This window comes from Actinoplanes sp. NPDC049599 (assembly GCF_044465625.1).
Taxonomy (GTDB): Bacteria; Actinomycetota; Actinomycetes; order Mycobacteriales; family Micromonosporaceae; genus Actinoplanes.
On the sequence record NZ_JBITLX010000021.1, the window covers coordinates 29,250 to 47,235 of the forward strand.

18 protein-coding genes are annotated in these 17,986 nt (G+C 72.2%); 14 read left to right on the top strand and 4 right to left on the bottom strand.

The genetic code is table 11. The features are described 5' to 3' along the window. Nucleotides 1-13 precede the first annotated feature (13 nt). Both ACIBQZ_RS30120 and ACIBQZ_RS30125 read left to right on the top strand, forming a co-directional pair. Nucleotides 14-1,291, top strand: a complete 1,278-nt coding sequence (locus ACIBQZ_RS30120) for a class I SAM-dependent methyltransferase (protein ID WP_396092187.1) — start codon at nt 14-16, stop codon at nt 1,289-1,291. A gap of 260 nt (nt 1,292-1,551) precedes the next feature. Then, the gene (locus tag ACIBQZ_RS30125) at nt 1,552-1,947 is read left to right on the top strand and encodes an NUDIX domain-containing protein (RefSeq protein ID WP_396092188.1); all 396 of its coding nucleotides are present in this window, start codon (nt 1,552-1,554) and stop codon (nt 1,945-1,947) included. Nucleotides 1,948-1,952: 5 nt separating this feature from the next. On the opposite strand, the gene ACIBQZ_RS30130 is transcribed toward ACIBQZ_RS30125, so the two are convergent. Beyond that, a complete protein-coding gene (locus ACIBQZ_RS30130) occupies nt 1,953-2,372 on the bottom strand; it encodes a hypothetical protein (protein ID WP_396092189.1) in 420 nt (139 codons plus the stop codon). Between the two features lie 90 nt (nt 2,373-2,462). Here ACIBQZ_RS30130 and ACIBQZ_RS30135 point away from each other — a divergent pair, with 90 nt between their 5' ends. Both ACIBQZ_RS30135 and ACIBQZ_RS30140 read left to right on the top strand, forming a co-directional pair. Beyond that, a complete protein-coding gene (locus tag ACIBQZ_RS30135; RefSeq protein ID WP_396092307.1) occupies nt 2,463-3,011 on the top strand; it encodes a YbaK/EbsC family protein in 549 nt (182 codons plus the stop codon). A gap of 164 nt (nt 3,012-3,175) precedes the next feature. Next, nucleotides 3,176-3,697: a GNAT family N-acetyltransferase gene (locus ACIBQZ_RS30140; RefSeq protein ID WP_396092190.1), complete on the top strand. Its 522-nt coding sequence runs from the start codon at nt 3,176-3,178 to the stop codon at nt 3,695-3,697. Between the two features lie 38 nt (nt 3,698-3,735). Here ACIBQZ_RS30140 and ACIBQZ_RS30145 read toward each other — a convergent pair whose 3' ends face one another. Genes ACIBQZ_RS30145 through ACIBQZ_RS30155 form a run of 3 tightly spaced genes read right to left on the bottom strand, consistent with a single transcriptional unit; the run spans nt 3,736 to nt 5,110 of the window. After that, nucleotides 3,736-4,377 carry a DsbA family protein gene (locus ACIBQZ_RS30145; protein ID WP_396092191.1) on the bottom strand — a complete coding sequence of 214 codons (642 nt, stop codon included), beginning with the start codon at nt 4,375-4,377 and terminating at the stop codon, nt 3,736-3,738. Beyond that, nucleotides 4,374-4,799 carry a SufE family protein gene (locus ACIBQZ_RS30150; protein ID WP_396092192.1) on the bottom strand — a complete coding sequence of 142 codons (426 nt, stop codon included), beginning with the start codon at nt 4,797-4,799 and terminating at the stop codon, nt 4,374-4,376. The genes ACIBQZ_RS30145 and ACIBQZ_RS30150 overlap by 4 nt, the downstream gene beginning before the upstream one ends. Nucleotides 4,800-4,822: 23 nt before the next feature. Next, nucleotides 4,823-5,110: a CBS domain-containing protein gene (locus ACIBQZ_RS30155; protein WP_396092193.1), complete on the bottom strand. Its 288-nt coding sequence runs from the start codon at nt 5,108-5,110 to the stop codon at nt 4,823-4,825. Between the two features lie 156 nt (nt 5,111-5,266). On the opposite strand from ACIBQZ_RS30155, the gene ACIBQZ_RS30160 reads away from it, so the two are divergent. The 10 genes from ACIBQZ_RS30160 (at nt 5,267) to ACIBQZ_RS30205 (ending at nt 17,860) form a co-directional block, all read left to right on the top strand. Continuing rightward, nucleotides 5,267-6,040: an SGNH/GDSL hydrolase family protein gene (locus ACIBQZ_RS30160; RefSeq protein WP_396092194.1), complete on the top strand. Its 774-nt coding sequence runs from the start codon at nt 5,267-5,269 to the stop codon at nt 6,038-6,040. Between the two features lie 5 nt (nt 6,041-6,045). Continuing rightward, nucleotides 6,046-6,945 (top strand): sulfurtransferase, encoded by a 900-nt coding sequence (locus ACIBQZ_RS30165; protein ID WP_396092195.1) that lies wholly within the window; start codon nt 6,046-6,048, stop codon nt 6,943-6,945. A 36-nt stretch (nt 6,946-6,981) separates the two neighbouring features. Next, nucleotides 6,982-7,518, top strand: coding sequence for a VanZ family protein (locus tag ACIBQZ_RS30170; protein WP_396092196.1), 537 nt, complete (start codon nt 6,982-6,984; stop codon nt 7,516-7,518). 37 nt (nt 7,519-7,555) lie between these two features. Continuing rightward, nucleotides 7,556-9,316: an HSP90 family protein gene (locus ACIBQZ_RS30175; protein WP_396092197.1), complete on the top strand. Its 1,761-nt coding sequence runs from the start codon at nt 7,556-7,558 to the stop codon at nt 9,314-9,316. Beyond that, nucleotides 9,313-12,174: a tetratricopeptide repeat protein gene (locus tag ACIBQZ_RS30180; RefSeq protein WP_396092198.1), complete on the top strand. Its 2,862-nt coding sequence runs from the start codon at nt 9,313-9,315 to the stop codon at nt 12,172-12,174. The genes ACIBQZ_RS30175 and ACIBQZ_RS30180 overlap by 4 nt, the downstream gene beginning before the upstream one ends. Before the next feature lie 52 nt (nt 12,175-12,226). Further along, nucleotides 12,227-12,829, top strand: a complete 603-nt coding sequence (locus ACIBQZ_RS30185) for a TetR/AcrR family transcriptional regulator (protein WP_396092199.1) — start codon at nt 12,227-12,229, stop codon at nt 12,827-12,829. A 52-nt stretch (nt 12,830-12,881) separates the two neighbouring features. Next, nucleotides 12,882-14,243 carry an acetyl/propionyl/methylcrotonyl-CoA carboxylase subunit alpha gene (locus ACIBQZ_RS30190; protein WP_396092200.1) on the top strand — a complete coding sequence of 454 codons (1,362 nt, stop codon included), beginning with the start codon at nt 12,882-12,884 and terminating at the stop codon, nt 14,241-14,243. A gap of 4 nt (nt 14,244-14,247) precedes the next feature. Further along, the gene (locus ACIBQZ_RS30195) at nt 14,248-15,126 is read left to right on the top strand and encodes a hydroxymethylglutaryl-CoA lyase (RefSeq protein ID WP_396092201.1); all 879 of its coding nucleotides are present in this window, start codon (nt 14,248-14,250) and stop codon (nt 15,124-15,126) included. A gap of 184 nt (nt 15,127-15,310) precedes the next feature. Beyond that, nucleotides 15,311-16,324, top strand: a complete 1,014-nt coding sequence (locus ACIBQZ_RS30200; protein ID WP_396092202.1) for a hypothetical protein — start codon at nt 15,311-15,313, stop codon at nt 16,322-16,324. A gap of 279 nt (nt 16,325-16,603) precedes the next feature. After that, nucleotides 16,604-17,860 (top strand): chaplin family protein, encoded by a 1,257-nt coding sequence (locus ACIBQZ_RS30205; RefSeq protein ID WP_396092203.1) that lies wholly within the window; start codon nt 16,604-16,606, stop codon nt 17,858-17,860. Nucleotides 17,861-17,986 lie beyond the last annotated feature (126 nt).

Sequence of the window (17,986 nt, forward strand, 5' to 3'; positions counted from 1 at the left end):
CCAGGGAGGGTCGATGCCTTCTTCCACCGCCGTCCAGCTGCGAGAACTGCTGGAAACCCTGCTGCAATCACCCATGCCGGTCCGGCTGCGGGCCTGGGACGGTTCCGAAACCGGGCCCACCGGTACGCCGCTTCTCATCGTCCGCACCAGACGGGCACTCCGTCGGCTCATGTGGCGACCGGACGAGCTGGGCCTGGCCCGGGCGTACGTCTCCGGCGACCTGGACGTGACGGGTGACCTCTACGACGCGCTCGGCCGGCTGGCCCCGCTGATCTTCCGTGGCGCCGACGCCCGCGGCCTGCCGAAACGGGCCGTGGCCGCACAGTTGCTGCGGCTGGGCGTCCTCGGCCCGGAGCCCAAGCCGCCGCCGGAGGAGATCGCGATGCGCGGGTCACGGCACACCCGGCACCGTGACGGCCAGGCGATCAGCCATCACTACGACGTGGGCAACAACTTCTACCGGATCGTGCTCGGCGAGAGCATGGTCTACTCCTGCGCGTACTGGACCAGTACGGACGCCGGCTACGACCTGGCCGCCGCGCAGCGCGACAAACTGGACCTGATCTGCCGCAAGCTCGCGCTGAAGCCCGGCATGCGGCTGCTCGACGTGGGCTGCGGCTGGGGCGCGCTCGCGCTGCACGCGGCCCGCGAGTACGGCGTCGACGTCGTCGGCATCACGCTCTCGGCGGAACAGGCCGACTACGCCCGCAAGCAGGTGGCCGAGGCGGGGCTGACCGCACACATGGAGATCCGGATCCAGCACTACCACGACGCGGACGACGGCCCCTACGACGCGATCTCCAGCGTGGGCATGGCCGAGCACGTGGGCTCCGGTCGGTACGCCGAGTACGCGGCAGCCCTGTTCCGGCAGCTGAAGCCGGGCGGGCGGCTGCTCAACCACCAGATCGCGGCGATCCATCCGGGAACGGCGGGCGCGAAGAAGCGGCGCTCGTTCATCGACGCGTACGTGTTCCCGGACGGCGAACTGGCGTCGCTGGGGTCGACGGTCTCGGTGCTGGAGGAGGCGGGCTTCGAGGTGCGGGACGTGCACGCGCTGCGCGAGCACTACGCGCGGACGCTGCGGGCCTGGGTCACGAACCTGGAAGCGGACTGGCCGACCGCGGTGCGGCTGGCCGGCGCGGGACGGGCGCGGGTGTGGCGGTTGTACATGGCGGCCTCGGCGATGGCGTTCGAGCAGGCGCGGATCGGGATCAACCAGGTGTTGTGCGTGAAGGCCCGGCGCGACGGCACCAGCGGCATGTCGGCGACCCGCCAGGCATGGCAGGGATGAGGAGGCACCCGGATGCCGACGGCCTGACGAGTCAAGGCCGGCGGGCAGCAACAGGTGCAGGCGCGGCTGGCCTGGCGTGTTCGGGCCGGTGGCGCGCCCGGGTGGCGACGCCGGGCGGGCCGACGCCGGTCGATGGGTGCGCGGGCGTGGCGTGGTCAGCGTGGTGTCGTGGCGTGTCCGGGGATGAGTGCACCTCTCGTCGATGTCGTCGTCGGTTCCCCGTGACCTTACGGCCACGGTCTGACAGTTAGCCTTCACTCGTGAGTGGACGGAAACGAGCTGCAGCCATCATCGTGCGGGACGGCCGGGTATTGATGGTGCACGAGCGCAGCCTGCGGGACGGTAACCGGGAGTGGTGGACCCTGCCGGGCGGTGGCATCGACCCCGGGGAGACGGCCGAGGATGCGGTTCGGCGTGAGGTGCTCGAAGAGGTCGGCCTGGTCGTCAAGGAGGCCCGGTACCTGTTGGACACGCCGTACCCGTCGGGGATGACGTCGGTGTTCGCGGTGACCGTCGCGGACGGTGAGCCGGAGCTCGGTGCGCATGTCGGCGGGCCGCTGCCGGTCGGGCTTGACTGGGTGCCGCTGCCTGACGTGCGGCCGGACGGGCCGGGGCTGCCGATTCCGCCGATGATCGTCGCGTTGCCCGTGGACTGACCGGGTCAGCCGGATTCGACCGTCGTGGCGGCTGCTTCCGTGGCCGTCGAGGTGATCGCGTGACGGCGTTCGCGGACGAAGTACGCGCAGCTCAGGGCGTACCCGAGGGTCAGCAGGAGGCCCACGGCCCGGATCCTGACCGGCGCGCCGGCCAGGACTGTCGCGGTCAGCGCGCCGCCCGCCCAGCTGGCCAGCAGCACGGTGTTGACGGTGTCCTGGGCGGCCCAGCCGCCGACCGTGCGGCGGCGCGCCTGCCGCTGGATCTCGGTCAGCAGTGCGTGGCCCATGCCGAGCGCGAGCATCCCCAGCAGGACGGTGGCGAAGACCGATTGGGCGCCGCCGGCCACCGCCGCGACGGCGGTGCCGCCCGCGAGCAGGGCGAGACCGCTGACGGTCCCGACCCGTGCGCCGCGTCTCTCCTCCACATCAACTGACAGTCGGCAAGATCTCGCCCGGCCTGAGGCGCGGGACTTTTCTGGTTAGTGGGGCCCGGTTCGGGAGAAGATGTCGGCGTGATCGGATCCCTGAAGCTCGAACCCGCGGTGTCCCGGCTCGACCTGCTCGCGCCGCCCGTCGCGGCCGCGCTGGAGGTGTGGCCGGCGGAGGCGCCCATCGACGGGGACCAGATCCTGGTCGCGCCCATCGACGCGGACCTGGCCGACACGGCGGCCTTCTGCGAGGCGTACGGCGTGACGCTGGGGGAGTCGGCCAACTGCGTGATCGTGGCGGGCCGCCGCGGTGAGGTGACCCGGTACGCGGCCTGCGTGATCCTGGCGACCACCCGAGCCGACGTGAACGGGGTCGTCCGCCGGCACCTGGACGTGCGCAAGGCGAGCTTCGCGCCGATGGACGATGCGGTCCGGCTCACCGGCATGGAGTACGGCGGCATCACGCCGATCGGGCTGCCGAAGTCCTGGCCGGTGCTGGTCGACGCCCGGGTGGCCGCGACGCCGCACGTGATCATCGGGTCGGGGGTGCGGCACAGCAAGATCGCGATTGCGGGGCCGGCGCTGGGTGCGCTGCCGGGCGCCGAGGTCATCGACGGGCTGGCCCGCGAGATCTAGCCGTTTCCGGTCACCGGTGGGCGTTCCGGGTAATTGGCTGGACGGCCGGGAGTGGGACTGGTTCGGTCGACCGGATGATCTCCATCAGGCCGGCCCGGCCCTCGGACCTTCCGATCATCCAGCAGATCGAACTGGCTGCCGGCGAGCTCTTCCGGACCATCGGCATGGCCGACATCGCCGACCACCCTGTCCCCACGATCGAGTCCCTGACCGACTATCAGCGCGCCGGCCACTCCTGGGTCGCTGTCGACGCCGGCCGGCCCGACGACGGTCGGCCCGACGACGGTCGGCCCGACGACGGTCGGCCCGACGACGGTCGGCCCGACGACGGTCGGCCCGACGACGGTCGGCCCGTGGGTTTCATTCTGGTCAAGGTCGTTGACGGCGCCGCCCACATCGAGCAGGTCAGTGTTGATCCCGCCCATGCCCACCGGCGGATCGGTCGTGACCTCATCGACCACGTCGAGGACTGGGCCGCCGCCCAGGATCTCCGCCGTGCCCTCACCCTGACGACCTTCCGCGACGTGCAATGGAACGGCCCCTACTACGAGCGCCTCGGTTTCACCGTCCTCGCGCCGGCCGACCACGGACCCGAACTGGCCTCGCTCATGGCCGACGAGGCCGCCCACGGCCTGGACCCCGCTCATCGGATCGCCATGCGCCGACCCATCCATCACCCTCGATAGCGTTCCACGTGAAACCCTGAAGAGGGACACGTGACCCCTCACCGAGTGGCGTCGACGGCCTCGCGCCGGGCGATCTCCGAAAGGGCCGACCGCAGCGCCGCCGGCTCCTGCGCCCCCTGGATCACATACCGCCGGTCCACCACGAACGTCGGCACGCTAGTGATGCCTAGCTCACGCGCCTCCGCCAGATCGGCGTTGACCGCGTCCGTCCCCGCCGGGGAAGCCAGATGGGCCAGCGCCGCCCGCCCGTCCAGCCCGATCTCCCCGGCGAGCCGGGCCAGCTCCCGGTGCGCCCCGAGGTCCACGCCGTCGATGAAATGCGCGCGCTGCAGCGTCTCGATCATGTTGAGCTGGAGCTCCTGAGCCGCGGCCCAGGCGACCAGCCGGTGCGCGTCGAACGTGTTGGCCGCGAGCGCCCGGTCGTAGTCCAGGGCCAGTCCCTCGCGGCGGGCGATCCCCGTGACGTGCTGGAACATCTGCTCCACCCGGCGCGGGTCGCCGATCTTCGCGGTCATCGCCTGCTTGATCGGCAGCGGCGCCGGGACCGGCGCGGGGTCCAGCTGGTACGCCCGGAAGGTCATCGTCACGTCGCCCGGGTAGCCCAGCAGCACCGCCTCCAGCCGGCGCTTGCCCAGGTAGCACCACGGGCAGACCAGGTCGTGCCAGATCTCGATGTTCATGACTGCTCGCGGATCTGCCGCTTGAGCCGGCCCAGGATCGCCGTGCCGCCGCGGATGCGCAGCGGGCTGATCGCCGTCGCCAGGCCCATCCGGGTGTAGAGGTCGTCGGGCACGGCCAGGATCTCGCCGGTCGAGGCACCGTCCAGACCCTCGGCGAGGATGCCCGCGAACGCCCGTGTCGTCGGCGCCTCGGGCGGGCAGTCGAAGTAGCTGACGACCGTGTCGTCGGGCTGCACCTCGGCGCGCAGGAAGAACTGGGTCTGGCACTCCGGCACCTGTTCCATGCCGTCGTGGCCCCGCAGGGCCTCGGGCAGTGGCGGTACGGCGTCGGAGAACTCCAGCAGCATCTCGAGCACGACCTCGCGCGGCGCCGAGGCGAAGTCGTCGACGATCTCGGCCAGCTTGGCAGGCATGTCGCTCACGGGTCCGACCTTACGTCCCCGCCTCAGGCCGCGGTCGAGCCCGGCAGCAGCGCCAGGTCACTCAGGCTGATGATGCCGACCAGCTTGCGGTCGGCGTCGCAGACGAGCAGCCGGCGGACGTCGCGCTCGCGCATCGCCCGGACCGCGATGTCGCGATCGGTGACCAGCCCGGACATGGTCGGGCCGTCGGTGACCACCATGTCGCCGATGGACTGGTCGCGCATCGCCTGCGCCGCCTCGTCGAGCATGGTGGCGCCGGGCAGGCAGACCACCCGCCTCGTCATGACGTCGGCCACCGCTGTCCTGGCCATGAGTGGTGACCTCCCGCTCCCCGACGACCCCGTGGTCCCAGCCGTACCCGGGTGAACCGGTCGCTACCCGCGCCGAATGTCGCCAGCGTCACGCTGCCCTCCGGCGCAGGCCGGTGCGAAACTGACGGGCACGAATGGATTCACGGGGAGGTGGCCATGACCTGGAACAATTTCGTGGCAATGGGGGACAGCTTCACCGAAGGGATGGACGATTCCTATCCCGACGGAAGTTACCGCGGGTGGGCCGATCTGGTGGCCGCCCGGCTCGCCCTCGACGCGGGGCCCGAGTTCGGCTACGCCAACCTGGCGGTCCGCGGCAAGGTGCTCAACGAGGTCCTCACCGAGCAGGTCGGCCCGGCGCTCGGCATGCGGCCCAGCCTGGTGAGCTTCGCCGCCGGCGGCAACGACATCCTGCGTCGCAAGGTCGACCCGTACGGGCTGGTGCACAAGATCGATCCGGCGGTCGAGCAGTTCCGTGCCGCCGGGGCCGACGTGATCCTGTTCCGGTTCGCCGACGTCACCGCACACCTGCCGGGCCAGCGCATCGTCGGGCCCCGGGCCGCCGCGCTCAACGACGGCGCCCGTGAGCTGGCCCAGCGGCACGGCGCCATCCTGATCGACCTCTTCGCCGACGACGCCTTCCGCAACCCGTTGCTGTGGAGCGTCGACCGGCTGCACCTGTCCGAGGCCGGGCACCGCCGGGTCGCGGCGCACGTGCTGAACGCCCTCGGCGTCGGGGTGGCGGAGGACTGGCTGCTCGTGCCGCCGATGCCGGCGCCGAGTCCCTGGCTGCTGGCCCGGGGCGCCGATCTGCGCTGGGCCGGGCAACACTTCGCGCCCTGGCTCAAGCGGCGCCTCGCCGGCGCCTCCTCCGGCGATCTTGTGCAGGCCAAGCGTCCCGAGCTGGGACCGATCGAAGCGATAGCGTGAGTGACATGTCAGTAGAGAACGATCCGGCGCCGGCCCTGCAGGCGTACGCCCATCCCGACAAGCTGGTCACCACCGAGTGGCTCGCCGCCCGCCTCGACACTCCCGGCCTGGTGGTCGTCGAGTCGGACGAGGACGTGCTGCTGTACGAGAGCGGCCACATCCCGGGCGCGGTGAAGGTCGACTGGCACCTGGAGCTGAACGACCAGCTCACCCGCGACTACCTCGACCCGGAGGCGTTCGCCGCGATGTGCGCGGCCAAGGGCATCGGCCGGGAGGACACGATCGTGTTCTACGGCGACAACTTCAACTGGTGGGCCGCGTACGCCCTCTGGGTGTTCAGCCTCTTCGGGCACCGCGACATCCGGCTGCTCGACGGCGGCCGGCAGAAGTGGGTGGCGGAGGGCCGCGAGCTGACCCGGGCGCGCACCGAGCGCCCGCCGGCCGCGTATCCGGTGCCGGCCCGCGAGGACGGCCCGCTGCGTGCGTTCCGCGATCAGGTCATGGCGCACATCGCGACCGGTCGTCCCCTGGTCGACGTGCGCTCCCCACAGGAGTACACGGGCGAGCTGACGCACATGGCGGCGTACCCGCAGGAGGGGGCGCTGCGCGGCGGGCACATCCCCGGCGCGCTCAGCAAGCCGTGGAAGTCCGCGGCCAACGAGGACGGCACCTTCAAGCCGGCCGACGAGCTCCTCAAGATCTACCGGGACGAGCTGGGGCTGGAGACAGGCGATGACGTGATCGCGTACTGCCGGATCGGCGAGCGGTCCAGCCACACCTGGTTCGTGCTGCACCACCTGCTCGGCTATCCGCAGGTCCGCAACTACGACGGCTCCTGGACGGAGTGGGGCAACCTGGTCCGCGCGCCGATCGCCAAGGGCGCCGAGCCCGGCGGCCTCTCCTGACCTGTCCCTTGGCGGCACCGACTAGCTTCGGCGGGCATGGGGGCGGCCTGGCGGGACCACAGCACCACGATCATCGTCGCGCTGCTGGTCCTGCCGCTCGCCGGCGTCGCCGCGTACCGCCGGCGGCGCCGGACCCGGTCCGTGCGGGAGGCCCTCGCCGAGGTCGGGCTGCTCTGCTGGACGGTGCCGTTCCTCGGCATGCTCTTCACCCCGCAGCGCACCCCGCGGTCGATCGATCTGGTGCCCCTGCACGACCTGCCCTCCTGGTTCTCCGGCGACCCGGGCACCGCGCTGGCGCAGCTCGTGGGCAACCTGGCGGTGCTGGCCGGGGTCGGCTTCTTCCTGCCGATCCGGTTCCGCTGGGCCGGCTCGCTGCCGCGAATGCTGGCGCTCGCCGCGGCGAGCGCGGTCGCCATCGAGGTGCTCCAGTGGGTGCTCGCGATCGGCCGGGTCTCCAGCGTCGACGACGTGCTCGTCAACACCGTCGGTGCGATCCTGGCGGCCGCCTGCTCACGCCCGTGGTGGGTCACGGAAAAGGCGGACAACGAAGGTCAGATCGTGCCGGTACCCTGAGCGCCTCACCGCCGACGGGGGAGGGCGACGAACCGACGTGAGCAACACCTTCCAGGTCGACCTGCGTGGCATCGTGGACCTGCTCAGCCATCATCTCTACGCGAGCCCGCGGGTCTACGTGCGCGAGCTGCTGCAGAACGCCGTCGACGCGATCACCGCGGTCGGCCAGGACGAGCCCGGCAGCACCGGACGGATCAGCATCCAGTCGTCCACCACCACCGGTGACGGCAGCCTGCGCATCGCCGACAACGGCATCGGCCTGACCGAGCCGCAGGTGCACGAGCTGCTGGCCACCATCGGCCGCAGCTCCAAGCGTGACGAGCTCGGCTTCGCCCGGCACGAGTTCCTCGGCCAGTTCGGCATCGGCCTGCTCTCCTGTTTCCTGGTCGCCGACGAGATCCGGGTGCACACCCGCCGGGCCGGCGCCGCCCCGGTGCTCTGGACCGGGTATGCGGACGGGCGCTACGAGGTCAGCCCCGGCCCGGAGCGCGAGCCCGGCACGTCGGTGACCCTGATCCCGCGCCGCGGCTCGGAGATGTTCCTGGTCGGGCCGACGGTCACCCAGCTCGCCACCCTCTACGGCTCGCTGCTCCCGGTCGACGTCGAGGTCGACGGCAGCACGGTCACGGTCGGCGAGGTGCCCTGGGAGGCCGGCCGCCGGGCCGCGATCAGCTACGCCGAGCGCACCCTCGGGTTCACCCCGTTCGACGTGATCGAGCTGGACGTGCCCGAGGCGGGGCTCACCGGGGCCGCGTTCGTGCTGCCCACCCCGGTCAACCCGGCCACCCGCGGCGGGCACCGGGTCTACCTCAAGCGGATGCTGCTGGCCGAGGCCGTCGAGGGGCTGCTGCCCGAGTGGGCCTTCTTCGCGCGGTGCGTGGTCGACAGCACCGAGCTGCGGCCCACCGCGAGCCGCGAGGCCCTCTACGACGACAGCCTGCTGGTCGCCACCCGCGAGGCCGTCGCCGACCAGCTGCGCGGCTGGCTGGTCCGGCTCGCCTCGACCGACCCGCGCCGGCTGGCCGAGTTCCTGCGCATCCACCACCTCGGGGTCAAGGCGCTCGCGCTGCACGACGACGAGATGCTGCGCCTGGTCGAGCAGTGGTGGCCGATGGAGACCAACACCGGCCAGATGACCCTCGCCGAGTTCCGCACCCGGCACGGCCTGATCCGGTATGCGGCCACCACCGACGAGTTCCGCCAGCTCGCGGCCGTCGCCGCCGCCCAGGACGTGGGGCTGATCAACGGCGGCTACACCTACGACACCGAGATCATCGAGCGGTTGCCGCAGCTCGACCGGGCCATCAAGGTCGAACGGCTGGAGCCGACCGACCTGGCGACCCGCTTCGACGCCGTGGAGGCGGCGGTGGAGCTGCGGCTGCGCCCGTTCCTGTCGGCGGCGCAGCGCCGGCTGGACCGGCTCGGCTGCGAGGTGGTCGTCCGCACCTTCGAGCCGGCCAGCCTGCCGGCGCTCTACCTGGTCAGCCGCGCCGCGCACTTCCACGAGGAGTTCACCGCCACCCGGGAGAAGGCCGACGAGCTGTGGGGCGGGGTGCTGGACGCGCTCGCCGACAGCGACCCGCCGGACCGCCCGCAACTGGTCCTCAACCACCGCAACCCGCTGGTCCGCCGGGTCACCGCGATCGGCGACCCGGACCTGACCGCGCTGGCCGTCGAGGCCCTGTACGGCCAGGCGCTGCTGCTCGGTTACCACCCGATCCGGCCCGCGGACGCGGCGCTGCTCAACACGTCGTTCCTCGGCCTGCTGGGTCGGGCGGTACCGGGGGAGGCGTCGTGAGCCGGTCCGCCGAGGAGCTGTGGGGGCTGCTCCAGGAGGCACACCGGATGCCGTACGGCGCCGCGCAGATCGCCGTCATCGAGCAGGTCATCCGGCACGCGGACGCGCTCGGCGACCGCGAGCTGGGCTACCAGGCGCGCATCCTGGCCACGACGGCGTACACGTACGGCGGCGAGGTCGCCAAGTCCTTCGTCACGTTCTCCTGGTGCCTGAGCGACTTCGACCGTGACCCGGCGCCGTTCCACGCCCGCACCGAGCGGGACCTGCTCTGGCACTTCAAGTACATGGTGTCGGCGCTGACGAAGTTCCCCGAGGTGCCGCTCGCGCGCACGTACGCGGTGCTGGACGACATGGAACGCCGATACCTGCGGGCCGGTCGCAGCCTGCAGGCCGTGCACAAGCACCGGTACGTGGTGGCCCGGCACGTGGGCCTGACCGACGAGGCCGACCGGCTCTACGAGCGGTGGAACACCACCCCCCGCGACGATCTCTCCGACTGCGCGGGCTGCGACCCGTCGGCCCAGGTCACGTACCTGTCCAGCCGGGGCCGCGACGAGGAGGCGGTGGCCCTCGCCGAGCCGGTGCTGGCCGGCCGGCTGAGCTGCACCGAGCAGCCGCAGACGATCCTGAGCGGCCTGATGGTCCCGTACCTGCGCACCGGCCGGCTGGAGGAGGCCGCGGACGCGCACCGGCGGTCCTACCGGTTGATGCGCGGCAACCTCGCCGACCTCTGGGAGATCGGCGATCACGTGGCGTTCTGCGCGCGGACCGGCAACGAGAACCGCGGGCTGGAGATCCTCCAGCGGCACATCGACTGGCTGGACCGGGCGCCGTCGCCGGCCGCGGGCATGAACTTCGCCGCGTCCGCCGCGCTGCTGCTGCGCCGGCTGGTCGCGCTGGGTCACGGCAAGACGATCGTGCGCCGGCGGGACAAGGCGGACGTCACGGCCGCGGAGCTCGCCGACGAGCTGGCGGCCTACGCGACCGCGCTGTCGCTGCGCTTCGACGCGCGCAACGGCACGACTGAGCAGAGCCGGCAGATCGCGGCGGAGCTCACCGCGGAGCCGTACGACGTGGTCCTGCCGCTGTCGGCGTCGGCCCGGCGCCGCCCGGCGCCGCAGCCGCCGCCCGCGCCGGAGCCCGCCGAGCCGATCGAGATCCCGGCCGATGCGGACGCCGACACCCTGCTCGGCCTGGCCGAGGAGCACGAGCTGCAGGACCGGGACGACGCCGCCGACGCGGTCCTGGTGGTCTACGACGACCGCTTCGGCCCGGGCACCGACGTGGCGGCGACGCCGGAGGGCGACCCCGTGCTGATGCGGCGGGCCGCCCGCCGGGCGATGTTGTACGGCAGCCAGCTCTGGCGCGCCGACGACCAGGACGGCACGGCGGTCGTCTGGCGCCGGGCGATCGACCTGTTCGCCGCGGCCGGCTGCCCCGGCGAGGCGTCGGTGGCCCGGGGCCGGCTCGGGGTCTCGGTGGCGCTGGCCGGTCGGGCCGACGAGGGCCGGGCGCTGATCGAGCCGGACACCGCATACCAGCAGGAGCACGGCGACGCCCGGCAGCGGGCGGCTGCCTGGTCGCGGCTGGCGCTCATCAACCTCGTCCAGGATCGCCCGGAGGAGGCCAACGAGGCGCACGACCGGTCGGAGCTGGCCGCCGCCGAGACCGACGACCCCCGGCTGCGGGCCTTCTACCTGGCGCGCCGCGCGTCGAACCGGGCCGCGGCGGGCCGGCACGAGGAGGCGCTGGCCGCGGCGGCCGAGGCCCGCGCGTACTTCCAGCAGCACGGTCCCGCGCTGCGGCTGGCCGACGCCGCCGCCCTGTTCGGCCAGCTCACCTCGGATCCGGAGGCCGCCGCCGAGGCGTTCGGCGAGGTGCTCGCCGCGGGCGAGCCGGCCGCCGCGCTCACCGCCCGGCTCGGCCGGGGCCGGGCCCTTGTCCACCTCGAGCGGCACGGCGAGGCGATCGAGGATCTGGTCGAGGCCGTGGCGCTCTGCGCCGAGCAGGAGCTGGACGAGGGCGGCGCCTTCATCCGGCAGGAGCTGGCGGAGGCATACCGGCAGAGCGGGCGGATCGTGGAGGCCGCCGAGGTGGCCGAGGAGGCGTTGTCCGGCCTGGAACGGCTGGGCCACGACGAGGCGGCCGACAACACCCGCTTCCTGCTGGCCGGCCTCTACCGGCAGCTCGGCGACAACACCGGCTCGCTGGCGCTCTACGAGGAGCTGGTCGCGCGGCTGGCGGACAACCCGGCGGGCCGGGGCCAGATCCGGGAGAACGCCGGTGACCTGCTGTTCCGGCTGGACCGCGACGCCGAGGCGGCGGAGTGGTTCGGGGCCGGCGCCGAGGATCTGCGGGTGGCCGGCGATCCGCTCGGTGAGCTGCGGTTGCTGCGCCGCCGGGTGATGGCGCTGCACTGGGCCGACGACGTGCCGGCCGCCGAGGAGACCTTCCGGCTCGCCGAGCGCAAGCACGCCGGCCTGTCCGGCGAGGTGGCCGACGATCCGGGCGTGGTCTGGGAGCAGGCGATGCGCGGCTTCGAGATGGGCCGGCTGCTGCTGGCCCGGGGCCGGGCCGAGGAAGCTGTGCCGTACGTCACCGGAATGCCCGAGCGGCTGCGCGAGATCGGCGCCGGCGGCGAGGCGGATCAGGTTGTGACGCTGCTCGGCGAGGCGCTGCTGCGCGCTGGCCGGCCGCAGGAGGCCGAGGATCTGCTCTGGCCGGTGCTCGGGGAGATGGCCCAGGACGCGCCGCAACGCGAGGTAACGGCCCGGGTGCTGGCCGAGGCGCTGGAGGCGGGCGGTCACCTCGAGCAGGCGGCCCGGCTGCGCCGGACCGAAGGTGTGGAGGAGGACTAATCGGCTGAACGGCCGTTAAGGCATCGGCTTGACAGCAGGTTAGAGTTGCCGGGTGACGGTAGATCAGCAGCAGCGTCCCGGACCGCCGGCCCCCCGCCGCCGCTCGCGCCGGGACGAGATCCTCGAGATCGCGGTCGGCCTCTTCGCCGCGCGTGGATATCACGGTGTCTCGATGGATGACATCGGCTCGGCCGCGGGCGTGACCGGCCCGGCGCTCTATCACCACTTCGCCGGCAAGGAAGCCATGCTGGTGGCCGCCCTCATCCCGGTCAGCGACGGCCTGCTGCACGGCGGCAAGGAACGTGTCGCCCGGCACCCGGAGGACGCCCAGGCGGCGCTCATCGACCTGATCGATTTCCACGTGGAGTTCGCGCTGGCGAACCCGGCCGTGATCGCGCTGCACCTGCACGAGCTGGACCGGCTGCCCGACGAGCCGCGCCGGCAGATCCGCCGGCTGCAGCGGCTCTACGTCGAGGAGTGGGTCGGCGTGCTGGCCACGCTGCGCCCCGAGCTGGAACCGGGCGAGGCCCGGGTGCTCGCCCACTCCGCGTTCGGCCTGATGAACTCGACGCCGTTCCTCGGCGGCGAGGTGGACCGCCGGCGCCGCGCCGCGCTGCTGCGCACGGCGACGCTGCACGCCCTCATCGGTCACTGAGCCCACCCGCGGCGGACACCCCGCGCCGGGAAGCACGAGGGGAAAGAGCGAAATGATCGAGTCGCTGCTCATCGCCAACCGGGGCGAGATCGCCCGCCGGATCATCCGAACCGCCAGGCGGCTGGGGATCCGGTCGATCGCGATCCACTCCGAGGCGGACGTGGGCATGCCGTTCGTCACCGAGGCGGACGAGGCGGTGTGCGTGGGACCGGCCAACCCGGCCCAGAGCTACCGCAACACCGAGGCGATCCTGAAGGCGGCCAAGGCGACGGGTGCGCAGGCCGTCCACCCCGGCTACGGCTTCCTGAGCGAGAACGCCGAGTTCGCCCGTACCGTCGAAGCCAACGGCCTGGTGTGGGTCGGCCCGCCGGCCGACGCGATCACCGCGATGGGCGACAAGATCAATGCTCGGAACCTGATGGCGGCGGCCGGCGTGCCGGTCGCGCCCGGCACGGCCGATCCGGCCGCGACCGTGGCGGCCGCGATCGAGGCCGCCGAGGGCATCGGTTACCCGGTGATGGTCAAGGCCGCCGCGGGCGGCGGCGGCATGGGCATGGCGGTCGCCGCAGACGAGGACGCCCTGCGGACCGAGTACGACAAGGTCCGCGCGTTCGCCGAGCGGATGTTCGGCGACGGCTCGGTGCTGATCGAGCGCTACTTCCCCCGGGTACGCCACGTCGAGGTGCAGATCCTCGGCCTCGCCGACGGCCGGGTGGTGGCCCTGAGCGAGCGCGAGTGCTCGGTGCAGCGCCGCAACCAGAAGCTGGCCGAGGAGGCGCCCTCCCCGGCCGTGACGCCGCAGCTGCGGGAACGCCTGCTGGCGGCCGCGGTGCAGGCGGGCGAGGCGGTCGGCTATCGCAACGCCGGCACGGTCGAGTGCCTGCTCGACCCGGCCACCGGCGAGTTCTTCTTCCTGGAGATGAACACCCGGCTGCAGGTCGAGCACCCGATCACCGAGCTGATCCACGGCATCGACCTGGTCGAGGAGCAGCTGCGGATCGCGTCGGGGCTGGCGCCGACCTTCGACCCGGCGACCGTCCACGCCACCGCCGGGCACGCGATCGAGCTGCGGATCAACGCCGAGGACCCGAAGCGCTTCCTGCCCGGCCCCGGCAAGGTCGAGACCTGGGTGGAGCCGACCGGCGACGGGGTGCGCGTCGACTCCGGCTACGGTCCGGACACGACCGTCACGCCGTTCTACGACTCGCTGATGGCCAAGCTGATCCTGCTCGGCGCGGACCGCGCGGACGCGCTGGCCAAGGCCCGCGCCGCGGTGGCCGGCTTCGAGATCGCCGGGCCCAAGCACAACCTGCCGTTCTTCGCCGAGCTGCTGGAGAACGACGAGTTCCTCTCCGGCGACTACGACACCGGCATCGTCGCCCGGATGCGCCCGGCCAAGGTCAAGAAGGGCTAGCGCCATGGACACCGTCTCGATCCGCGAGGTCGCACCGCGCGACGGCCTGCAGAACGAGGAGCCGCTGCCGACCGACGACAAGGTCCGGTTGATCGACGCGCTCTCCGGCACCGGGGTCCGCCGGATCGAGGCGGTGTCGTTCGTGCACCCGAAGGCGATCCCGCAGATGGCCGACGCCGACGAGGTGTGGGCCCGGGCCTGGCACAACCCCGAGGTCCGGTATTCGGCGCTGATCCCGAACACCCGCGGCGCGCAGCGGGCGCTGGCCGCCGGCTTCCGGGAGATCGAGGTGGTGCTGTCGGCCAGCGACACCCACAACCGGCGCAACCTCAACCGGTCCACCGACGAGTCGCTCGACGACATCGCCGGCCTGATCCCGCTGATCCACGAGGCCGGCGCGAAGGTCGAGGTCATCGTCGCGACGAGCTTCGGCTGCCCGTTCGAGGGTGACATCGCCCCCGAGCGGGTGGCGTCCATCGTGGAGCGGGTCCGCGCGGACGGCGCGGACCGCATCGCCTTCGGCGACACCACCGGCATGGCGACCCCGCGCCGGGTCCGTGACCTGCTCTCCGCGGTACGCCCGGACCTGCTGCACTTCCACAACACCAGGGGTACGGGGCTGGCGAACGTGCTGACCGCGCTGGAACTGGGCATCACCGAGTTCGACGCGAGCGTGGGCGGGGTCGGCGGGTGCCCGTACGCGCCGGGCGCCTCGGGCAACATCGCCACCGAGGAACTCGTGCACATGCTCGAGGACATGGGACTGCGGACGGGCATCAACCTGGAACGGCTCATCGCAGCCGCGCAACTCGCCGAGACTCTGCTCGGGCGCACACTCCCGTCGGGTGTTCTTCGGGCCGGACCGCGCACCAGATTGGTCTGAATCGCATTCTCCTGTGGTCGTTTACCGCAAAGTGCGACGCGATCATTTTTCCGGAATGCCCGCGTGACCCCGGCTGTGTCGCTTCGTTACCAATACCGAGTGGCCGATATCGCCTGGTTCCTTCGGCGGGCAGTCGGTCGCCGGACACGAGCCGACGAACAGGGGCAGGACAATGACGGGACGGATGGTCGAGCGCACTGCGCCTACGGCGTACCGCTCCGCGCCGGTCCTGCCCATCGGTGTCTCCCCGCTCATGCCGCCCCACAGCCAGGGGGCGGAGCGGCGCCAGGAGCACCGCGCAGGCCGCACCGGATCGCGGTGGAGCCTGCGGGTACTGGTCATCGGCGGTCTGGCCGGCGCGGCCTGGCTGCTCACCGGCGCTGCCGCGCAAGCCGCGGACCGTGACCCGGCGGGTGGGGGACTCTCCCTCGGCTCGTCGCTGATCGGTGCCGTGGTGCACGGTGACGACCACAGCGCCCCGGTGGTGGGCCGGGTCCTCAAGGCGGCCGTCAAGCCGCTGGCACCCGAGCGCCACCGAGGTTCCGGGTCCGCGGTAGCGGCACCGGACAAGGCCGCACACAGCAGCAGCGACGCGGATTCCGCCCTGGGCGGGGTTGTCGGCGTCGTCCGGGGGTTGACCGCCCCACTTCACCTTTCCGGTGACGCGGTGGACACCCGGAAGCTCGTCCCGGTCACCGACGTGCGGGAACCCGAGCCGCCGCAGGCGGCGAAAGTTCCGGCGACAGCTCCGGCGGCGCCGGAGCGGCCGATCGCCCACGAACCGGCCGACCCGAAGTCCGATGTGGACCAGGCCGATGCCGTCGTCGTGGACGAGGACGAGGACGAGAGGGTGTCGGCAGCCGCGCCTGAGCGCGACCGGTGGCACCCGGTGGGAAAGACCGTCGCACGGCAGCACTCGATCGCTGCCGACCGGCACCCGGCCGCCGCTACGGCAGCCAAGCCGGAAACGGTCAGCGACACACCCGGCGGTGACGGACCCGCGCCTGAGCGGGTACACCTCGGGCCAGCGAGCGGCGTTCCGGCTTCTGGGCCGGGAACCGCGACGGAGGGTGGCGCTGCCGCCTTCCTGCCCGCCAAGGTCACGGACAGCACGGTGGCCTGCCACCGGCTGCCGATCGCGACCGATGTCGGAGTCCGGCGCCATGACGCCGAGGCGCCGACCGTCTCACCTGACTAGTACCGGCACCGGCCGGCACGCACGATCCGCTGTCCTGAAGGGATCGGCTGTGCCCGCACCACGGGCCTGATTCCCCACCCGCTTGCGAACAGGCGGCGAATCACCGCAAGCCCACGGTCGGTACGTCACCGCACTGCGCGTCACCTGCAATGGGCGCACGTCGACAGGCGGGGTCAGGGCATTCGAAACAGCGCCAGGGCACCGCTGCGCCCGAAAGCACCGAGCAATCGAATACGCGTCTCACCATTTGCAGACAATTCCGAAAGGCATCTTCTTTTCATGAGGACTTGGGTTCGTAAGACTCTCAGCGTCGGCGTTCTGGCCGCCGGCGCCCTGCTGTTCGCCCCGGGCGCTGCCCAGGCCGACGTCTCCCAGGACAGCTCCGGCAACGTCGGGATCCTGAACGGCACACAGGTGTTCGCGCCGATCGCCGTGCCGCTGAACGTGGTCGGCAACTCGATCGGCGTGGCGGGCGAGGCCAACTCGGCCGGCTCCGGCATCAACTTCGTCGAGAGCGGCAAGAAGGGCGACCGCGACTGGAAGCGGGGCCGTGGCCGCAACGTGTCGCAGAACTCCTCGGGCAACTTCGGCATCGCCAACGGGACCCAGGCGTACCTGCCGATCTCCGTGCCGGTGAACGTGGTCGGCAACTCCGCCGCCGTGCTCGGCCTGGCGAACGCGTCCGGTGCCGGCGTCAACCACGTCGAGAGCGCCAAGAACGAGCGTCGCCGCGGTGGCGACCAGGACACCTCCGGCAACTTCGGGGTCCTGAACGGCACCCAGGTCTACGCGCCGATCGACGTGCCGATCAACCTGTGCGGCAACGCGCTCAGCATCCTGGGCCTGGCCCAGTCGCAGGCCGCCTGCGTCAACGGCGGCAGCGGCCGGCGCGAGTCCGCCACGCAGGACACCTCGGGCAACTACGGGATCGCCAACGGCACCCAGGTCTACGCTCCGATCTCGGCGCCGCTGAACATCGCCGGCAACTCGATCGGTGTCGCCGGCGAGGCCAACTCGGCCGCCGCCGCCAAGAACGAGTCGGCCCGTGGCCACAAGGTCTCGCAGGACTCCTCGGGCAACGTCGGCATCCTGAACGGCACCCAGCTCGCGGCGCCGATCAGCATCCCGATCAACGTGTGCGGCAACTCGCTCGCGGTGCTCGGCCTGGCGAACTCGGCGGCGGCGTGCGCCAACGACGTCGACGGTGACCGGGGCCACGGCCACGGCGGCAACGGCAACGGTGGCGACAACGGTCACGGCCACGACGGCAACGGTGGCGACAACGGCACCAACGACGACGATGACGACTACGTCGGCGGCGACCACGGCGACCAGGGCTACGGCAACGACGACGACGTGGCCGGCGACGGCGATGTGGCCGGCGACGACGACGCCCCCTACGGCAAGCCGGCTCGCAAGGGTCACGCCAAGTCCGCCACCGAGGCGGGCGGCGTCGACGGCCTCACCCAGAACCTGAGCAACGCGGGTGGCCTGAACGTCGGCGGCCTGAACGTCCTGGACAAGCTCGGCAAGTGAGCTAGTCCGCTGATGCCCGGGTCACACCGGTCCCGGGTGTGACCCGAGCGACGCCCCTGGGCGTCGAGCAGTAAGCCGGCGCTCCTCCACAGCGCCGGTCGCACCACCCGGACGGGAGTCCTCGCT